16 protein-coding genes and 1 riboswitch are annotated in these 17,707 nt (G+C 57.8%); of the genes, 6 read left to right on the top strand and 10 right to left on the bottom strand.

Features of this window, described 5'->3' with window-relative positions; genetic code table 11:
- Nucleotides 1–42 precede the first annotated feature (42 nt).
- Nucleotides 43–1,200 carry a putative sulfate/molybdate transporter gene (locus K0I63_RS02570; protein ID WP_220072991.1) on the top strand — a complete coding sequence of 386 codons (1,158 nt, stop codon included), beginning with the start codon at nt 43–45 and terminating at the stop codon, nt 1,198–1,200.
- Nucleotides 1,201–1,273: 73 nt separating this feature from the next.
- Here the strand turns inward: K0I63_RS02570 and K0I63_RS02565 are convergent, their stop codons facing one another.
- Nucleotides 1,274–2,365 (bottom strand): alkene reductase, encoded by a 1,092-nt coding sequence (locus K0I63_RS02565; RefSeq protein ID WP_220082431.1) that lies wholly within the window; start codon nt 2,363–2,365, stop codon nt 1,274–1,276.
- A gap of 127 nt (nt 2,366–2,492) precedes the next feature.
- Between K0I63_RS02565 and K0I63_RS02560 the strand changes: the two genes are divergently transcribed.
- The gene (locus K0I63_RS02560; protein ID WP_220082430.1) at nt 2,493–3,410 is read left to right on the top strand and encodes a LysR family transcriptional regulator; all 918 of its coding nucleotides are present in this window, start codon (nt 2,493–2,495) and stop codon (nt 3,408–3,410) included.
- A gap of 68 nt (nt 3,411–3,478) precedes the next feature.
- Here K0I63_RS02560 and K0I63_RS02555 read toward each other — a convergent pair whose 3' ends face one another.
- Nucleotides 3,479–4,837, bottom strand: coding sequence for an ammonia-forming cytochrome c nitrite reductase subunit c552 (locus K0I63_RS02555; protein ID WP_220082429.1), 1,359 nt, complete (start codon nt 4,835–4,837; stop codon nt 3,479–3,481).
- Between the two features lie 56 nt (nt 4,838–4,893).
- Complete coding sequence (locus K0I63_RS02550; protein ID WP_220082428.1) at nt 4,894–6,105, bottom strand: NnrS family protein; 1,212 nt, start codon at nt 6,103–6,105, stop codon at nt 4,894–4,896.
- A 259-nt stretch (nt 6,106–6,364) separates the two neighbouring features.
- Here K0I63_RS02550 and K0I63_RS02545 point away from each other — a divergent pair, with 259 nt between their 5' ends.
- Nucleotides 6,365–6,706 carry a thioredoxin family protein gene (locus K0I63_RS02545; protein ID WP_220082427.1) on the top strand — a complete coding sequence of 114 codons (342 nt, stop codon included), beginning with the start codon at nt 6,365–6,367 and terminating at the stop codon, nt 6,704–6,706.
- A gap of 5 nt (nt 6,707–6,711) precedes the next feature.
- Here K0I63_RS02545 and K0I63_RS02540 read toward each other — a convergent pair whose 3' ends face one another.
- The 4 genes from K0I63_RS02540 to K0I63_RS02525 all read right to left on the bottom strand — a co-directional run bounded on the left by K0I63_RS02540 (nt 6,712) and on the right by K0I63_RS02525 (nt 10,235).
- The gene (locus K0I63_RS02540) at nt 6,712–7,239 is read right to left on the bottom strand and encodes a NifB/NifX family molybdenum-iron cluster-binding protein (RefSeq protein ID WP_220082426.1); all 528 of its coding nucleotides are present in this window, start codon (nt 7,237–7,239) and stop codon (nt 6,712–6,714) included.
- Nucleotides 7,240–7,248: 9 nt separating this feature from the next.
- Nucleotides 7,249–7,533, bottom strand: coding sequence for a DUF134 domain-containing protein (locus K0I63_RS02535; protein WP_220082425.1), 285 nt, complete (start codon nt 7,531–7,533; stop codon nt 7,249–7,251).
- A gap of 244 nt (nt 7,534–7,777) precedes the next feature.
- Complete coding sequence (locus K0I63_RS02530) at nt 7,778–8,794, bottom strand: DUF2846 domain-containing protein (protein ID WP_220082424.1); 1,017 nt, start codon at nt 8,792–8,794, stop codon at nt 7,778–7,780.
- Between the two features lie 88 nt (nt 8,795–8,882).
- A complete protein-coding gene (locus tag K0I63_RS02525) occupies nt 8,883–10,235 on the bottom strand; it encodes a M24 family metallopeptidase (protein ID WP_220082423.1) in 1,353 nt (450 codons plus the stop codon).
- 145 nt (nt 10,236–10,380) lie between these two features.
- On the opposite strand from K0I63_RS02525, the gene K0I63_RS02520 reads away from it, so the two are divergent.
- A complete protein-coding gene (locus tag K0I63_RS02520; RefSeq protein ID WP_220082422.1) occupies nt 10,381–11,010 on the top strand; it encodes a flavin reductase family protein in 630 nt (209 codons plus the stop codon).
- A 5-nt stretch (nt 11,011–11,015) separates the two neighbouring features.
- On the opposite strand, the gene dauA is transcribed toward K0I63_RS02520, so the two are convergent.
- Entirely contained in the window at nt 11,016–12,725 is a 1,710-nt protein-coding gene (dauA, locus tag K0I63_RS02515) for a C4-dicarboxylic acid transporter DauA (RefSeq protein ID WP_258406990.1), read from the bottom strand.
- A 518-nt stretch (nt 12,726–13,243) separates the two neighbouring features.
- Nucleotides 13,244–13,363: riboswitch (glycine riboswitch) on the top strand.
- Between the two features lie 176 nt (nt 13,364–13,539).
- Between dauA and K0I63_RS02510 the strand changes: the two genes are divergently transcribed.
- Nucleotides 13,540–14,913, top strand: a complete 1,374-nt coding sequence (locus K0I63_RS02510) for an alanine/glycine:cation symporter family protein (RefSeq protein ID WP_220082420.1) — start codon at nt 13,540–13,542, stop codon at nt 14,911–14,913.
- A 354-nt stretch (nt 14,914–15,267) separates the two neighbouring features.
- Here K0I63_RS02510 and K0I63_RS02505 read toward each other — a convergent pair whose 3' ends face one another.
- On the bottom strand, nt 15,268–15,930 hold the full coding sequence (locus tag K0I63_RS02505; protein WP_041406326.1) for a hypothetical protein: 663 nt from the start codon (nt 15,928–15,930) through the stop codon (nt 15,268–15,270).
- A gap of 223 nt (nt 15,931–16,153) precedes the next feature.
- Nucleotides 16,154–16,906 carry a hypothetical protein gene (locus K0I63_RS02500; protein ID WP_220082418.1) on the bottom strand — a complete coding sequence of 251 codons (753 nt, stop codon included), beginning with the start codon at nt 16,904–16,906 and terminating at the stop codon, nt 16,154–16,156.
- Nucleotides 16,907–17,150: 244 nt separating this feature from the next.
- Here K0I63_RS02500 and K0I63_RS02495 point away from each other — a divergent pair, with 244 nt between their 5' ends.
- The gene (locus K0I63_RS02495) at nt 17,151–17,657 is read left to right on the top strand and encodes a hypothetical protein (RefSeq protein WP_220082417.1); all 507 of its coding nucleotides are present in this window, start codon (nt 17,151–17,153) and stop codon (nt 17,655–17,657) included.
- The last annotated feature ends 50 nt before the right edge of the window (nt 17,658–17,707 follow it).

The raw sequence follows: 17,707 nt of genomic DNA, 5'->3' as shown, positions 1-17,707 counted from the left end.
AATTTGCCATGAAATGAGTGATGATTTCCCACGGCAAGTAATATGAGATGTAACACCCAAGACGTTAACCAGCTAAACAAACACATAGGAGAATTCAGCGGTGCCTTCGCCGATCTCGGCACCTTTCTGCCACTGGTGCTCGGCCTGATCGCCATCAACCATTTCTCCCCTCAGGGGATCTTTCTCGGCTTCGGCCTGTTCGCCCTCTTTACCGCCTACTTCTATCGTCGGCCCATTCCTGTGCAGCCGATGAAGGTGATCGCGGCTCTGGTGATCGCCCAGGGACTCACGCCCGGCATGCTGCAGGCCAGCGGTATCCTGATGGGACTCATACTCTTGCTGCTGGCCTATAGCGGCGCCATCGGCTGGATGGCCAAACAGCTATCCCCCGCCGTGAGCATAGGTATACAACTGGCTATCGGCCTGCAACTCATCTGGATGGGCGGGCAGATGATGAGCGGCACCTGGCTCATCGGCATACTGGCCTTCAGCGCCCTGTTTATGAGCCGTTTCATGCCGCTTCCCTACCTGGCCATGCCCCTGGTATTGGTGCTAGGCGTGCTGTGGCAGGCAAACCAGGGCTCGGCCCCCAGCTTCACCCTGTCGGCCACCACTGACTGGCAACTGGGCTGGCCCAATATCGACGAGTGGCAATCTGCCGCCCTGCTGTTAGTGCTACCGCAACTGGCACTCACACTCACCAATGCGGTGATTGCCACTTCGGCCATGGCCGGAGAGAAGTTTCCCCAAGATAGGCTAATCGATGACAAACGTTTCGCGCCGCGGCGCCTGGCCACCAGCTCGGGCTGGGCAAACCTGTTGCTGGCACCACTTGGCGCAACACCCATGTGCCATGGCGCGGGCGGCCTGGCGGTGCAATATCACTTTGGTGCCCGCAGCTGGCGCGCCCCGGCCCTGTTCGGTATCTGCTGCCTGCTGGTCGCCCTGTGCTGGGGCGATACCATAGCCCAGGTGCTGTCCCTGATCCCTCTTGCGATCCTGGGAAGTCTGCTGGCGATCGCCGGCCTGCAACTGGCCTGGTCGAAACGCTTCCTCGATGGCAAACCCTTCTGCATCTTTGTGATCTTATCCACCGCCGCCGTCTGCCTGACTATCAATACCGCCGCCGGACTCGCCGTTGGGGTGATATTGGAGATGGGCCGCCGGCAGTGGCACCTGATCTCTGATCTCAGGCACTGAGTCGATTAATCCCCTAGCCCTTGTACTAATCCTTGGGGCTAAGGGAATACCTCCCATCAGATTTTTATTATGCCTAACTCGCAGCGGGATAGTCCGTATATCCCGCCTCGCCACCGCCAAACAGCGGCCCCTTGTCGAAGCTTGCCAGCGGCAACTGCTGCTGCAATCTGTGGGGCAGGTCCGGGTTGGCGATAAAGGGACGACCGAAGGCCACCAGATCCGCATAGCCCTTGCTTAGCACTTCGCTGGCTCTGGCAAGATCGTAGCGTCCGGCAACGATAATAGTGGCGTCGAACAGGTGGCGCAGCTGCACCCTGAAAGACTCGGGGATCTGCGGCGCATCATCCCAATCCGCCTCTGACAGATGAATATAGGCGACCCCCATCTTTGACAGCGAGCCGGCTGCCAGCAAGATGGTATCGACGATCTCCGGGCAGTTCATATCCTTAAAGGTCACGAAGGGAGCGAGACGCACGCCGACCCGACCGGCGCCTATTCTTTCGCTCACAGCCGCCACCGCCTCAAGCAGGAAGCGAATACGTTTCTCACCGCTGCCGCCGTAGGCATCCCGGCGCTTGTTAGAGTTGGTACGCAGGAACTGATCGATGAGGTAACCATTACCGCCGTGGATCTCCACCCCATCGAAGCCGGCGGTCACCGCATTGCTCGCCGCATCGGCAAAGTCCTTGACCACACGGTCGATATCCGCCTGGGTCATCTCTCTGGGCGTCGGACAATCGACCATCTGCCCCTCGGGGTGCGCTTCATCGACCACCCAGACCTGGGTTCCCTCCGGCTTAATGGCCGAGGGTGCCATGGGCGCCTCGCCACCCTGAAAAACAGGATGAGACACCCGGCCCACATGCCAGAGCTGATTGAAGCTCTTACCGCCCGCACTGTGCACCGCATCTGTCACCTGACGCCAGCCGTCGATCTGCGCCTGGGTATAGATGCCAGGAGTGAAGGAATATCCCTGGCTATCGCCTGAGATCTGGGTCGCCTCGGTCACTATCAGCCCCGCCGAGGCGCGCTGGGCGTAGTAGGTGGCCATCATCTGGTTGGGCAAGTTGCCCGGCTGGCTGGTGCGTGAGCGTGTCATGGGCGCCATCACGATACGGTTGGCCAAAGTATGCTGGCCCATCTGGTAGGAGTTAAAGAGTTTCATCGGGTTTCCTTATGCCGACAGGTCGCGGCAGATGCAGTTCAAGTTGTTCGATGAAACAGAGTCTATTACCAGTTACATAATTTGATAATTAGGCTAGTATTGAAATCATTTTCAAAAAATTTTTGATATGTATCATCTCAAAGATCTGCAACTGGCGATCCGCATCGCCGATCTGCACAGCGTATCGGCCGCCGCCCGCGAATTGGGCATGACACCTGCCTCCGCCAGCGCCGCCCTGCAACGTCTGGAACATAAGCTCAACTGTCAGCTGTTCGCCCGCTCGACCCGCAACATGCAGCTCACCGAGGAGGGCCAGGCCTTCATCGACACCGGGCGTCAGGCCCTCAGCCTGCTGCAAGGTGCCAGCGACGCCCTCGCCGACAAGCGAGGCGAACTCAGGGGCGAGCTGCGCATCGCCCTCCCCTCAGATCTTGGCCGCAACCGGGTAAGAGCCTGGCTGGATGAGCTAGCGGCCCAGGCCCCCGAGCTGACCCTGAGGCTCTATTTCGGCGATCAGCTGGACGATCTCATCGCTCAGAATGTCCACCTGGCGCTGAGATACGGTGAGCTGCAGGACTCCTCCCTGATGCGTCGGCAACTGGCGCGCATGCACAGAGTGACGGTAGCCTCCCCAGGCTACTTAGCGCGACATGGTCGCCCGAGCCATCCCCAGCAGCTTAGCCAACATAAGGTCTTACTGCTCAACCGCGGTAACACCCCATGGCACAAATGGCGTTTTGCCGACAAACAACAGCCCCTAGAGGTCGAGCTGACGGGCAGCAAGAGTTGCAACGACGGTGCCGTGATTAAGGAGTGGGCCTTGGCGGGAGAAGGGATCGCCTATAAGAGCTGGTTCGATGTGGCCCAGGAGGTCACAGAGGGCAGACTCGAGCTGCTGCTGACCGACTATCTGGCCGACCCCATCCCTCTGCAGCTCACCTATCTGCAAACGGAATACCCAAACCACAAGGTCCGCACCTGCATCGAGTTTCTTAAAGAGAAATGCCAGGCCTTCGACAACCAATATCCGCTGCTCAAACGCTAGCAACAAAAAAACGCCGGCCCAATATCCAGGCCGGTGCTTTTAATTACGTAAACTTGAAAGCCAGTAGATTAGTAACCAGTTCGGCTCACCGCGGGCCAGTGTTTGTCCACCTCTTGCTTGATAAAGGCCTGCTTAGCCTCGGTCAGCTTATCCAGCTCGATCCCCACCGCCTGCTGCGCTGCCTCCTTGGTGGAGATGTCCGGGTAGTTCACCTGGGTAACAGACAACATGCTGAGAATTTCGCTAAGCGCGCGGCGGGCATGTTCGGCCTGAAGGATCGCCGTGTCCAGCAGGGCGTTAGCCTCCTGGGGGTTATGGGCATAGCTGCCGTGGGATGACATGGCGAAATCCCAGCGCCACTGTGCATGACGGATCGCCATGATGGCATCGTTCATAATTGCCCAGCTCGCGCCCGCATCCCAGGCGGCTCCCGCCTCATAGTGAGCCTTGACCAGCAGCTGCTCCACACGTCTCGCCTTCTCGGCTATCTGGGACTTGGCCGAGGTGAGCTGTTTCATCAAGGCCTGTTTATTCTCATGGCAGCCCTGACACACAACGTCATAGTTTGGCAGTGCCTTGCCCACCTGATGGTTGGTGTAGGCCTTGCCCTCACCGTCGGTTGCCGCCGGCATGTGGCAGGTCACGCAGGTGACACCCACCTTGGCGTGTTCGCTGCGGCTCCAATGCTCAAACTCAGGATGACGCGCCTTGAGGATGGGCGTCTTAGAGACGGGATGGATCCATTCGTAGAAGCGGCGGGTATCGTAATATTTCTCGATAAGATCCGCGCTGCTGCCGAAGATCCAGGGAATGTTAACCTTGTTGCTGCGCTCCGGCTGAAAGTAGTAGGTCACATGACACTGGCCACACACCTGCGCCCCTTGCATCGCCTCATCCTGCTTGTCGAAGGGCAGATGGACCTTGGCCATGGCGTCGCGGGCGTGAGGACGCGGCAGGGTCAACTCCGCCTTGCCCTGCTCATGACAGTCGCTGCAGTAGACCACACTGTTCATTTCGGTGCCGAGATCGGTGAAGTTCTTTGCCGAGAAGCCTTCGACCCCCAGCTCATCGATAAGCCTTGGCACGTCGGGGGACTTACAGGTCCAGCAGCTCGCCGACAGCCCCTTCTTGCCCTCTCCCGGCGGTACACCTGTGCGCAGGGTATGGGTCACGTCGGCCACCGCAAACTGATGCCCCCGAGGGCTATGGTACTCCTTGGCGTAGGCCGAGCCCGCCCAGAGAATAATGGCGGCGGGATAGCTGGCCAGCATGTCGCTGCGCGCCGCCTGGGTCGAAGTCGCCTGCCAGCTGGCATACTGATTAGGATATTTGGCCTTCATCTTCTCGGGGCTAATATCTGCGGCGAGCGCCTGACTCAGGGTGCACCAGCCTAGCAGGCTCAATGCGATGGCAGTTAGTTTCTTCATTACACTTCCACACTCATTTAAATGACTACTTGTGTCTGGGATAGATTGTCTCTGGGCTAACCCGGACGTCCGTCGACTCTGGGCCGGGTTAATATGGGCGCGTAGCACCAGACAAACCAACCGAAGGCCAGGCTCCAGCAGCTGCCGGCTATCCACAGCCACAGCTCGCTATACTCGGGAAACCACAGCGGCATCACGGCCCGGCACAGCGCCGCCAGCGTGATGCCCATAAAGGCCAGTGACATCTTGGGGCCCTTATAGATGTTACGGCTGGTATGGCCCAAGGAGACCCGGGAGATCATCGACAGGCAGAGCCCCGCCATGGTGCCGATGGCAAACAGATGCAGCAGATGGCGATAGGCATTTTCATCATCTATGTTCCAGGCGAGCGCCGCCAGGGTCAGGGGCAGACAGAGATAGGCCAGCTGCAAGGACCAGAGCATGGGCTCGCCGAGCGTCTTGTGGGGCTGCCAGCGACTCCAGCGCAGCAGGTGTGCCAGCGCCGTCACCGCCAGCAAAGCTTGCTCGCCCCCGGGCGCGAGGTATTTAGTGATCCCCTGGGCAATCAACAAGATCATCAAGGCAATCAGGCTGAGATCCAACGCCTTAATCGGCTCGGGTTTGGCCTGTTTGATACGCACAGCGGTAAAGAATGGGATCACCCGGCCGCCCACTATGGTGATCAACAGCCCCAGCCACCAGAGCATCCCCTGCCAGATATGGTGGCTCAGCACGAAATCGCGCTGGCTCAGGGCGTAGTAACTCAGCAGGTTGATCCCCGTGGCCACCAGCAACATGATGGGAAAGCCTATGTTGCGCCACTGCTTGACCCGGTAGATGCAAGACCAGAGCTTGGCCGCCGTCAGCAGCAAGAAGAGGCTGTCAAACAGCGCGGGCAGCCACACCGGCAGCTCAAACGGCGACAATAGCAGCACCCGCGCCAGCAACCAGCAGGCAAATACCAAGGCTAGGGGCCAGCCCTTGAGGCTAGGCTGATTGGTCCAGGTCTGCACCGAGGTGAGCAGGAAGCCCGAGACGATCGCCATGGCAAAACCGAAGAGTAACTCGTGAGGATGCCACCAGAGCGGCACCACCTTGACCCAGAACTGAGATCTCAGCAGGCTCAACTCAGGCAGATACCAGGTGATCAACCACAGGGGCACATACAGGGTCGCCAGCAGGGCGCCACCCAGGAAGAAGGGCCTAAACCCCAGGCGCCAAATCGCCGGTGTCTTGTCGACCACGCTAGGATCATCGATATTTAGCATCTGCTGCGCCTCAGTCTGAATAAGGGACTAAACAAACATCTTGAATATAGCTTTATTACCGCCAGTCTACTCAGAGCAGAGATGGCGGACAACGGATATTCGAGCCGAACAAAAGAAGTGTGAACCAGGTAGGTAAATTAGGCTATGATATTGAATTTAAATACCTCTTTAGAGGCATGCTCAATAAGTGGCGTAACACTTGCGAAGCCTCTCGAGAGATTCGAGGCGAAAGAGAGCATGAAAGACAAGGGTAATGCAGATGGCACAGTTAATTGCAGATAACATAGAGTCGAATGACGCCTTGGACGACTACTTAGCCACCCATGAGGCCGTGCTCCTGCTCTTTGGCGGCGCCCACTGTGGCGTTTGTCAGAGTATCAAGCCCAGGCTGCTACAGATGCTGGCCGAGGAATTTCCCAAGATGCGCCTCTGCTATATCGACTGTGAGCAGCAGGCCGATATTGCCGCCGCCCACAGGGTGTTCAGCCTTCCCGTCGTCGAGCTCTACTTTCAAGGTCAGGCGTTCGCTCGCTTCATGAAGGTGTTTGCCATGGCCGAGGTGAGAGAGGCGATCGCTCGCCCCTATCAATTGCTGGACTGATGGGCCTAACTCAGGGGTCGAAAGCCGCTATAGGAGACAGACGCCTGTTCACCCTGGGCTGACTCAGGCTTTTGTAGCAAACTCGATACCGCAGACATAGGCTTATGACCGCCGCAGCCACATCCGCCCTCGGCCGAACCACAGTCTCCCCCGCTGGCGCAGCAGCCGCCCTTCTTGGCGTGATTGAGGGAAGCCCGTCCCTGTGAGGCGTCCAGCAGACGACGTTCCAGCAGCTGAGTCTGGCTAAGCAGCACTTCGATACTCTCAGTGTTGTCACCCTGGCTGACGCTTATCCCCGCCGCCAGCAACTTACCCAGCATGCGCTCGCCGATATGCTGCACTATCACTATGTCTGTCTTCTGCGCCTTGATCAGGCTGAGCAGCTCACTCTTGGCGCGACAACCACCGCCACCTATGGCCGGGTTATCGAAGCTGGTGATCAGCTGGTGATATTCGTTGAAGAAGCCGATGCGCTGCGCCTTGGTAAAATGCGCCGCCAGACGGCCCCTGCTCATGGGCATAGCAATTATCATGATGATTCCTTATTGGTTCGATATCGGCAGCACTATGGCCTGCCCCTGAGTGATCGCCGTCGCCACCTTGTGGCGGGCACTGGCCAGCAGATTGCCGAAGGTCTGGCGGGAGATCCCCATGGACGCGGCCGCCTCCAACTGGCTGAGACGCTGCACATCTCCCAGCGCCAGGGCCTCAAATTCGTCGGCCTCCAGCTGGATCTTCTCCAGCTCCACGCTTGGGATCCCATTAGGCTTAAACAGGCTGCAGGGTGGACGGCACTGCAGGCGGCGACATTTTTTGGGTCTTGGCATGGCCATTCCCTTTATCGATTAAATGTTGATGAGTTATTGGCGCACGCCAATAACTTAATTGTGGGAGATCTTATGAAATGAAACTGAGGGCTGGCTCACACTGGCTTATATTCGCGGTGGCTAAAAAACAAAAAGCGAACCACCTAAGAGTGATCCGCTTATGAGAGGCAAGGCCTAGTCCCTAAAGACTAGAGCCTAGAGCCTAGAGACTAGAGCCTAGAGCCTAGAGCCTAGAGCCTAGAGACTAGAGCGCGTGCTGCTTAGTCAAGGCACGCGTGCTCATCTCGCCAGCATCTATGCTCTTAAATTTTGGCGTCAGGTATTCCTTCGCCATCTGAACACGCTGGGCAAACTCGGGCTGCTGCACCACAGTCTCATCCAGCTCCATCAGCCTGGCTTTCTCCTGCCACTTCCTGATGGTCTTAGCCGACTTGACGGGATCGATCGGCAAGATCTGCACATGGGCCTGGTTCCATCCCATGTCGACATCGTACTCGACCACATACTCCTTGCCAGCCTCGACCTCAGCTTCGAGCACAGAATAACGCTCGGAGAGTGATACGAAGGTGTGCTTGCCCGGAGTGACTCTTACCTGAAAATAGGTGCCCGCCTTGGTACTGCCCACATAACCGGTTTCAGACCAGACATCGAACGGCACCTCGCCGATCAGCGTCTCCATGCGATAGAAGTTGATCACCGCCGAGTGCTCATCGGGTTTAATCGGCTCGACACCAGTCTTCATCACGGGAAAACCCAGCAAGGCTGGATTGGCCAACAGGTTATCGTAGGCATCGTTCTTTCTCGGCGCGCCGATATCTTTGGCCTTCTTGGTCTGCATGATCATGGAGACACCAAGGTCACGCTCGACCTCCTTCATCTTGCCCGTGTTGTAGTCTATGGTCAGGTATACCGTCTCACCGGGACGATTATCTACCCGGCTATAACCGAAGCCCACCAGCCCCTGCACCAGATGCACAGAGTTAAGCCCGGTTGCCAGCTTTAACAGGGTATGACTGCCGTTAGAGAGATCGGCAACCACATCTTTGTTAGCCGCTACCCAGGCACCGCGGGCGCCCCCCTGAAAGTTAGCACCGCGGATCACATAGACGAAGGTTTGCTCCTGAGTCGGCGTCGCCTCAGGTTTAAACTGGCTCACCAGCTCAGGATCAACCTTATAAGAGGTGGCACAACCTGTGGTCAGGCCTAATAAAACAACCCCTAAAATAAGCGAAAAATGTTTTTGTATCTTGTAGTTAGTCACGATTTTTGTTCCCTCAAAAAAAAGAAACTAGAAGCTACTGCCAGGCCAATCGACTGCCAACAAAAATACAACAAATGTATTAGTCCGCTCACTTACCTCTCATACTTAATTCCGGTTCGATTAAGATCAGTACCGTTTGGCGGCCATCCAGATACCAGACGCCGCTGGCGTCAAACATGGCATCTTCCTCCAGCATGATACGGATCTCGCGCTCCCATTCGGGGATAAACACGGCGTTATTGAGCTCGATGGAATAGGCGGTATTGAGATGCAGAGGGTGATCCCCGGATCCCGCGATCCCTTGCTGGGCATCCCACATCCCTAAACTAGTGCCAGCGCCATGACCGTGATAGCCGATGGGATGAGAATAGATGGTGGGTTTCAGCCCAGCAGCGATGGCCTGTTCGCGCGCCGCCTTGAGCACCTCATTGCCCGTCCTGCCCACGGCAAACTGAGCCGTGAGTAGGTCTTGCAGCTGGTTGCCAGAGTTAAACGCCCTTACCAGATAGTCGGGCGCCTGGGTCTCGCCATCGCGCAGTACATAGGCGAGTTGCTGGGTATCGGTATTCAATCTCAGGTAGGTGATACCAAAGTCCACATGCAGGAGATCACCCGGCAGAATTACGCTATCGCCAGACAGGTCTTGCTGCTTAGCCCTCTGAATGGTGACGCTGGGTTGAAACCAGGTGTCGAGCTTCAGCTCACGTACCCGCTCCCTAAACCACCACACCAGATCCTCGCTGGTCGTCTGCCCCACCTTAATCACCCGATTGGAAAAACCCTGGGCGATGATCTCATGGGCCATCTTGACCAGGCTGGGGTAGAGCTCAACCTCCTCTGGGATGCGGCGCTCAAGCCAGCCCACCGCAAGTGGCTCGGCAGACACCAGCGCCTGTTGATAACGCTCGGGCAGATGACTCAAGAGCCGCTGCTCGTCTCCCGCTACCAGGCCGTCGGCGTGGGCCCAGCTACCGGAGCGGTTCACCCCGATACGCTTGGGTTGATAACGCTCCACTAAGGCGTTCAGCGCCTGCCACTGACTGGGATGCGCCTCCTTATCCCAGGCCTTGGTAAACAGATTCCCCACGCTATAAGGCGCGATGGCATAGGCGTTCACCTCGCCCGCTTTATCGCGGGCAAATACCAGTATGGTGGTGCGCCGCGCCGACAACCAGGTGGCAGGGAGCAGGGTTTGCAGCACGGGATCTTCGTTATATTCACGGCTGATCAGCAGCCACATATCGATATTGGTTTCGCGCATCAAGTCGGGCAGCAGTTGCTGCACACGCTTCTGAGTCAGGCTGTCGATCATCGCCGCACGCTCGCGCAGCGGCAGTATCTCGTCGGTAGCGGCCGCCCGACCAAGCTGAGGTGCCAGTAGGCAGACGAGCGAGATAACAATCGCAAAGAGGCTTAAATTATTATTCTTATTGGCAAGCATTCGAGCTCTCACTGTTAGGTAGGGAATTTTTTAGACTAATCAAAAACTCAACCCAAGACCAGAGAGTTGTTTTTCGAGCTGAAGCGGCGTTAAATAACCTAATCGACTAACCTAATCGACGACGGTCTTGGCAGAGGGTGATGAGATGGACACACAGGCGCATTATTACTATGAACCAAGCAAGGGCCATGGGCTGGCGCACGATCCGCTCAATGCCATCGTCGGACCGAGGCCGATCGGCTGGATCGCCTCGCGCAGCCCCGAGGGCCATAGAAATCTGGCGCCCTACAGCTTCTTCAACTGCTTCAACTACCATCCGCCCATCATAGGCTTCGCCAGCGTCGGCTATAAGGACAGCCTGGCCAACATATTGGCTACCGGCGAATTTGTCTGGAATCTGGCCACCCGGCCGCTGGCCGAGAAGATGAACCTCACCTCGGCGGCCCTGCCAGCGGGCAGCGACGAGTTTGATTTTGCCGGGCTCACGCCTGTACCGGGCAGCATTGTGGGGGTCGAGCGGGTGGCCGAGAGCCCGGTCAACTTCGAGTGCAGACTGACCCAGTCGCTGCAGCTGCAATCGGCTAGCGGCGAGAAGATTGAGACCTGGCTGGTGCTGGGCGAAGTGGTCGCCGTGCATATCGACCCCAGCCTAATAGAAGATGGCAGCTATCAGACCGCCAAGGCCGAGCCTATCCTCAGGGCCGGTGGCCCCTCGGCCTACTATGGCATCTCTGAGGCGCTGCGCTTCGACATGCAGCGACCCCAAGTGCCCTAATCGCTTTATGCCTGCGCCGTCATCCGCTGGGCCAGGGCGAAGCTGTCGTCCATGGTGCGAGCATACTCCACCTGACCACGGCGCTTGCGGATCCCCGCCCGCCTGAGCTTGAGCAACATGCGCGGCTGCAGGTTGTTGATGATCAGCGCCACCTGCTTGCCCGACAGATCTTGGGCGATAGACTCCATGGCGACGATGGCGCTCATGTCCAGCAGAGTCACCTCGGACATATCCAGAATCACCACCCGCACGTCGGGACGCACCAGGGCGATCGTCTTGAGCGCCTTGTGAGCAGAGCCGAAAAACAGCGGCCCGTTGATGTCGTACACCACCACACTCTCAGGCACCTGGTAGGCCTGATGGTTGGTCTCCACCGCCCTGGCATCGGTCAGGCTGATGCTGCGGCGAATAAACAACATAGCCGCCAGCCCCATGCCCACCGCCACGGCAATCGTCATGTCGAATAGCACGGTAAGGGCGAAGCAGAGCAGCAAGATCAACACATCATCCCTCGGCGCCACCTTTAAGGTGCGGGCGAAGTGTTTGGCCTCGCTCATGTTCCAGGCCACCACCAGCAGCAGCGCCGCCATGGACGCCATAGGAATGTATGACAGCAGCGGCGCCAGCAGGAGGATCCCCGCCAGAATAAACAAACCATGGACCACTGAGGCCAGCGGCATGCTCCCCCCAGCCTTGACGTTGGCCGCGGTGCGGGCGATAGCCGCCGTCGCTGGAATCCCGCCAAACAGAGGCACCAACATATTACCCAGCCCCTGGCCGATCAGCTCATCGTTAGGGTTGTGCTTCTTGCCCGACATGCCGTCGGCCACCACGGCGCACAGCAAGGATTCCAGCGCGCCCAGGATGGCGATGGTGATGGCAGAGGGCAGCAGCTCGCGCACCAGCTCGAAGCTCATGCCTATGGGCTTGCCATCGGCGCCCGGCAGGTTCCAGGGCCACTCGAAGCTGGGCATGATGGGCGGAATACCGCTGCCCAGCAGGCCATCGAGCTCATAGTGAAACCGGCTGCCTATGGTCGCCACCGAGAAACCGCTAATCATCTGGGTCATGAACCAGGCGATGAGTGCGCCCACCAAGAGCGCCGCCAGATGCGCCGGCACCTTAGACTTGAGCTTAGGCCAGGCCAGCAACACGGCCAGGGTCAGGGCGCCGATCAGCGTCTCCTGCCAACTGATGCTGGTCAATGCCTGGAGGATATAGGAGAGCTTTTCCAGGTAATGCTCGCCACCGGCGGCCACCTCAAGGCCAAAGAAGTCTTTGATCTGAAAGGTGGCGATCACTACACCTATCCCGGCGGTGAAGCCCACGGTCACGGGATAAGGGACTATCTCGATCAACTTGCCCAGCTTACCCAGCCCCATCAGCAGCAGTATCACCCCGGCCATCAGGCCGCTCAGCAGGAGTCCCCCCAAACCAAACTGCTGCACTATGGGCAGCAAGATCACCACGAAGGCCGCCGTCGGCCCCGAGATGTTGACCTTAGAGCCGCCACACAGAGCGATCACTATGCCGGCGATCATCGCCGTGTAGAGGCCGTGCTGAGGCGGCACGCCGCTGGCGATCGCCAGTGCCATAGAGAGTGGCAGGGCAATCACCCCCACGGTCAATCCCGCCAAGATGTTGGTCTGTATCTCCTGAAAAGAGGGTTTAGCGCTGATGCTTTTTTTGACTGCTGAAAACATGTTGATCCCGATGAAATAATGCTTGCGGCCGCAACACAGTTGCGAACATCTGAGTGTAACGAGTCGAGATCAAGGCTTGTCTGCACTTGGCAAAAAATGGCAAGTCGTGAGGTGACGATACACCTGAAGTTTCTGTGAGCGTAGAGGCTGGACTGCTAAGCAATGAATGCCAGTATAACCACAACGTGATTATGAGCTTTTATTCTAAACCCTGGGCGGGCGCCAAGGTAAGGGGCTGGGCGAAAAAAATCGTACGCCTTTGGTCTAAGCCTGGCGTTCATCCCCTCTCCTCTCTCTTGGCGACCATCCTTGCTACTCTCTCAACCAAAAGTGTGACTTCGCCCCTTGAGCTGGCGCGGTGTTTAGCGCATGCTATACAGCCCCGGGGGCTGCCGCCCCCGGATTCCGTTCGGATGAAGGTAGCAGGAGAGTGGGGAGTCAACCCCACACCGACGAGGCAAGTTTGTCGCCAGGCGTTATCGGCGAGAAACCACTCTTTCAGGTGCCATATTGTGGCGTGGACTGTTACTGGACGAGCCTCTGGAGAGACTGTGAGCCCAGGATAACCCCTAGGTATCACGGCGCCGAAGGCGAAAGTGCAGCCCCAATGGCTGCGCGAAACGCTCAGGCAAAAGGACAGAGGAGAGGATGACTGTAGCGGTTATAGCCCCGGCTATATTCAGTCACTGTCGTTTGTGCTTTTGCCCAGTTGGTATCCACCAATGTAAATGCTTGTCACAGCTAATAGCCACAAACGCCGGTCTCCACACAGACATTTCTTTTCCTCCTCCATATTAATTTTGTTGTTTAATATTCGAGGAACATCATGAATTTTCACGCGTTACTAAGCGAGATCAACGCCATCGTCTGGGGCCCTATCACCCTGTGCCTACTGGTCGGTACCGGCCTCTATCTCACCCTGCGCCTCAGGCTGATCCAGGTATTCAAACTGCCCCTGGCACTTAGGCTGCTGTTCAAACCCGCCAGCGGCCAGGGGGATCTCTCCTCCTTCGCCGCCCTGTGCACCGCGCTGTCGGCCACCATAGGCACGGGCAATATCGTCGGCGTGGCCACCGCCATCAAGGTAGGCGGCCCGGGCGCCCTCTTCTGGATGTGGCTGGCGGCCTTCTTCGGCATGGCCACCAAGTATGGCGAGTGTATGCTGGCGCTCAAGTATCGCACCACAGATGCACGCGGCAATATCGCCGGCGGCCCCATGTATTACATAGAGCGCGGCCTGGGTCTGAGCTGGCTGGCCAAGCTGTTCGCCCTGTTCGGCGTCGGCGTCGCCTTCTTCGGCATAGGCACCTTTGCCCAGGTCAACGCCATCAGCGATGCCATGACCATCGCCTTCCACGTGCCCGCCTGGGTCACGGCCCTGGTGCTCACCCTGCTGGTAGCCGCTGTTACCCTTGGGGGCGTTAAGCGGATCGCCAAGGTGGCACAGAAGCTGGTGCCCAGCATGGCGCTGGGGTACGTGCTGGCCTGCCTGTGGATTTTGGTGACCTTTAGCGAGCAGATCATCCCGGCGCTGCAGCTGGTTATCCACTCGGCCTTCAGCCCCATCTCGGCCGCCGGCGGCTTCCTGGGTGCCACGGTCGCCCAAGCGATTCAGATAGGGATCGCCCGCGGCGTCTTCTCCAACGAGTCGGGTCTGGGTAGCGCGCCCATCGCAGCGGCAGCCGCCAAGACCAAGGAGCCGGTCGAACAGGGACTGGTGAGCATGACGGGCACCTTCTTCGACACCCTGCTCATCTGCACCATGACGGGACTGGTGCTGATCATCACGGGGGTCTGGAGAGGCGACGCCGCCGGTGCCGCCATGACCAGCGCCGCCTTCGCCACCGGCGGTTCGGCCGTCATCGGCCAATATCTGGTGACCATAGCCCTGGTCTGCTTCGCCTTCACCACCATACTGGGCTGGCACTACTACGGCGAGCGCTGCTGGTACTATCTCACCGGCCACAAGCTGGGCGAGCGAGGGATCAAGATCTACCAGTTTATCTTTCTGGGTTTAATCGCCGTGGGAGCCTTCATTCAGCTGGATCTCATCTGGCTGCTGGCCGATACCGTCAACGGCCTGATGGCGATCCCTAACCTGATCGCCCTCATCGGCCTGCGCAAGGTGATCATTGCCGACACCCTGAGCTATTTCGCCGCCCGGGATAGCCAGGGCGCGCAGCAGGAGCTGACCGCCTGAGATCTTAAATGCTCGCCAGAACGCTTAAAGGATCGCTGCCGAGCGCGGCGGCGATCACAACAAGTCGACAAAAGCTGATCGAGATCAAATACCTGAGTAATTTAATCAAGTACTCTGTGGCCAGTTAATCGAACCAACAGGAGTTGTTATGAGTTGTTGTGGCGGATGCGGCGGACAGGCCGAGAAACCTAAACAGGAAGAGACTAAGCAAGAGAAGGCAGCAGAGCAGGAGGCCGACACCCAGCAGAGCAAGGACTAGGCGCCATCTCACCATCTCCCTACACCACTGCATCGAAAGCCGGCCCTCATCACCGGCTTTTATTTTGCCTCCAATTCAGCTGAGGCCGGGCGATTCTAGCGGCGTAATTTAAGATAGAGTTCGCCATCGCGGATCTGCAGATCCTCGACCCCATCGGCGAAGGCGGTCCAGAAACCGCGATCGCCAAACTCCCCAACCAGATTGACGTTCTTCATGTTACCCAACCAGGCATTGGGGATAGGCACGCCCATCAGGCTCACGCCAACCAGGGCAACCACAGGGCGACGGCTGGCGTCCAGATGGATATCCAAGCCGGCGTTCACCCGCAGGATCTCACCGGCCATGATGGGAAAGTCCTGGGGAATGGGGATCAAGATCTTGGCGCTGGCCAGATTGTCGGAGAAGTCTATCGCCACGCGCTCGGCAAAATCAGGGTTGCGGCCAATCATGGCGTTGACCTCCTTCTCGCTGAAGGTCACCCGGCGGTCGGCGTCGCGCTCACGATAGGGTTCTGGCTCGAGTTTACCTGCGCCGCCGTGACGATCATCCTTGCGCTCCACCTGCCAGCCCAGCTGGGACAGCTTGTTATCCAGCCGCTGCTCCTCCTTCGCATTGAGGGTCACTGGGGTAAAGGGCGAGGGAAAGATATAGGTCTTGATTATAAAGAAGCTGGCCAGCGCGGTCAGCACCATGGTCAGGAGCACGATCAAGAAGATCTGCATTCCGCTAAAGCCTCGCTGACGGCGCATCGCTGTCATGGGGCCTCTTTTTTTAGCAAGCAATTTGTTAGCAAGCATCACGCCTTCCTATGGCCGCCGAACTGGGTAATTCGCGGCGCTATAAATCAGTCTGTTGCAGGCTATGGTACTTGGCTAAGGGGAAGAAGAAAACCTGGGCCACACCCTAAGGGTGGGCCCAGGCGGAGATCGCCGACACCAGGAGAGAGGGTAGTGTCGGCAAATTTGTAGGCAAAGGTTTGATTTAAAAGACGTAAAAATAACGCAGCTTCAGGGTCGACTCGGTACCCACCACATAACCGCCGAAGGGAGAGTTCTCGCCTATGTAACGGGTCCTGTGGTCGGTGGAGGCGTTATTGACCAGAAAATGTTCATTCACCAGCATTAGCTTATGACGCTTATCGTCCGTCAGATTAGCGGTCAGGTTAAACTCCAGCTTAAGGGTCTGCCCCAGCTCGTCGTCGTTCCAGCTGGCATACTGGGGATGAAAGGTGGCGCTGAAGGTATCGTTAAACTGATAGTCCGCCTTGAGATTGAGCTGGGCACCATTATCTTTAAACACCTGACCATCGGCGCCCTTCATGTCGATCGCCGCCAGGGTCGGGTTAACCCGCAGGCAAAACTTGTCCCAACAATCCTGATAGGCGAGACCCACCGCTGCGATATTGGGGCCGGCGCCGAGCCAGTCCCCCTTGATAAGATCCACTGAGACACCGAAATTGTCGTTCCAGAAGCCGTAGGCCCAGTTGCGCGCCACCGTCATATCGCCGTTACGGTTTATCTTGGCCGCCGTGGTGTTGCTCCAGTTAAGTCCGAGAAACTCCACATTCACCGCCTGTAAGATGGCTTCGACCTGCTGTTTCTCCTTCTTCTCCGTGGGCTGCACTGTGCGCGCCGACTCGAAGCCTAGGCCACCTATGATGGTCGCCGCCGATGCCGGAGTAGCGGCGACTAGGGCGCCAGAGAGCAACACCGGAACAAGGAGTAATTTTTTCATGGGTCTTCTCTTATTGGTTATCACAGAGGTAATGGGGCGCCATCTTATCCCCGCTGGGACGATCAGCCTTGGCAGTTAATATGCGAAAAACCAATAGATAATCGCCGCTGGCGCCAACCAGCAAAGTGGCGGCTATTGTACGAGCTCGCTTACCGCAAGCATTGCCCCACTCCTTGGGCTAGGCATTCCTGGGGATTCTGTTAGAGTAATTAAGATAAACATAAAGTGCATGAGGAACTTACCTATGGGTGTAATCACCAAGCTGTCACTCCCCCTACTCGCGGCCCTGGCGCTCTCGGCCTGTAACCAGGAAGAGCAATCAGCCCCCGCGCAGCCACCTGCGGCAAAGCAAAGCACTGAAGAGACAGTCGCAATGAAGGCCGATGAGACCAAGGCGACTCAAGTCGAAACGAGCAAGGCTCAGCCCAAGGCCGAGGATCTTAAAATCGTCGCCGAAGGTTTATCTAAGGAGACCAGCGACTCACTGCAGAAGGCGATCACCATGACACAAGGCACGGTTAGGTATTTCAATCTCGAGGGTGGTTTCTGGGGCATAGTCGCCGACGATGGCCGCCACATACTGCCGCAAAACCTCCCCCAGGAGTATCGCAAGGATGGCCTGCGCCTGAGCTTCAAGGCCCAGGAAGTGAAGGATATGATGACCATACAACAGTGGGGCATACTCTCTAAACTGAGCGATATCGAGGTGATCGGCAAGGTCGACAGCAAGTCCGGCGATCCCCGCCTCTAGGCGCTCACCTTCCCTCCCCCCACATTCAGCCCGCATTCGACCAACATTCG

Origin of the sequence: Shewanella rhizosphaerae (genome assembly GCF_019457655.1) — a bacterium.
Classification (GTDB): Bacteria; Pseudomonadota; Gammaproteobacteria; order Enterobacterales; family Shewanellaceae; genus Shewanella; species Shewanella loihica.
The sequence above is the reverse complement of the archived record's forward strand: the minus strand, read 5'-3'. Positions and strand labels throughout refer to the sequence as shown.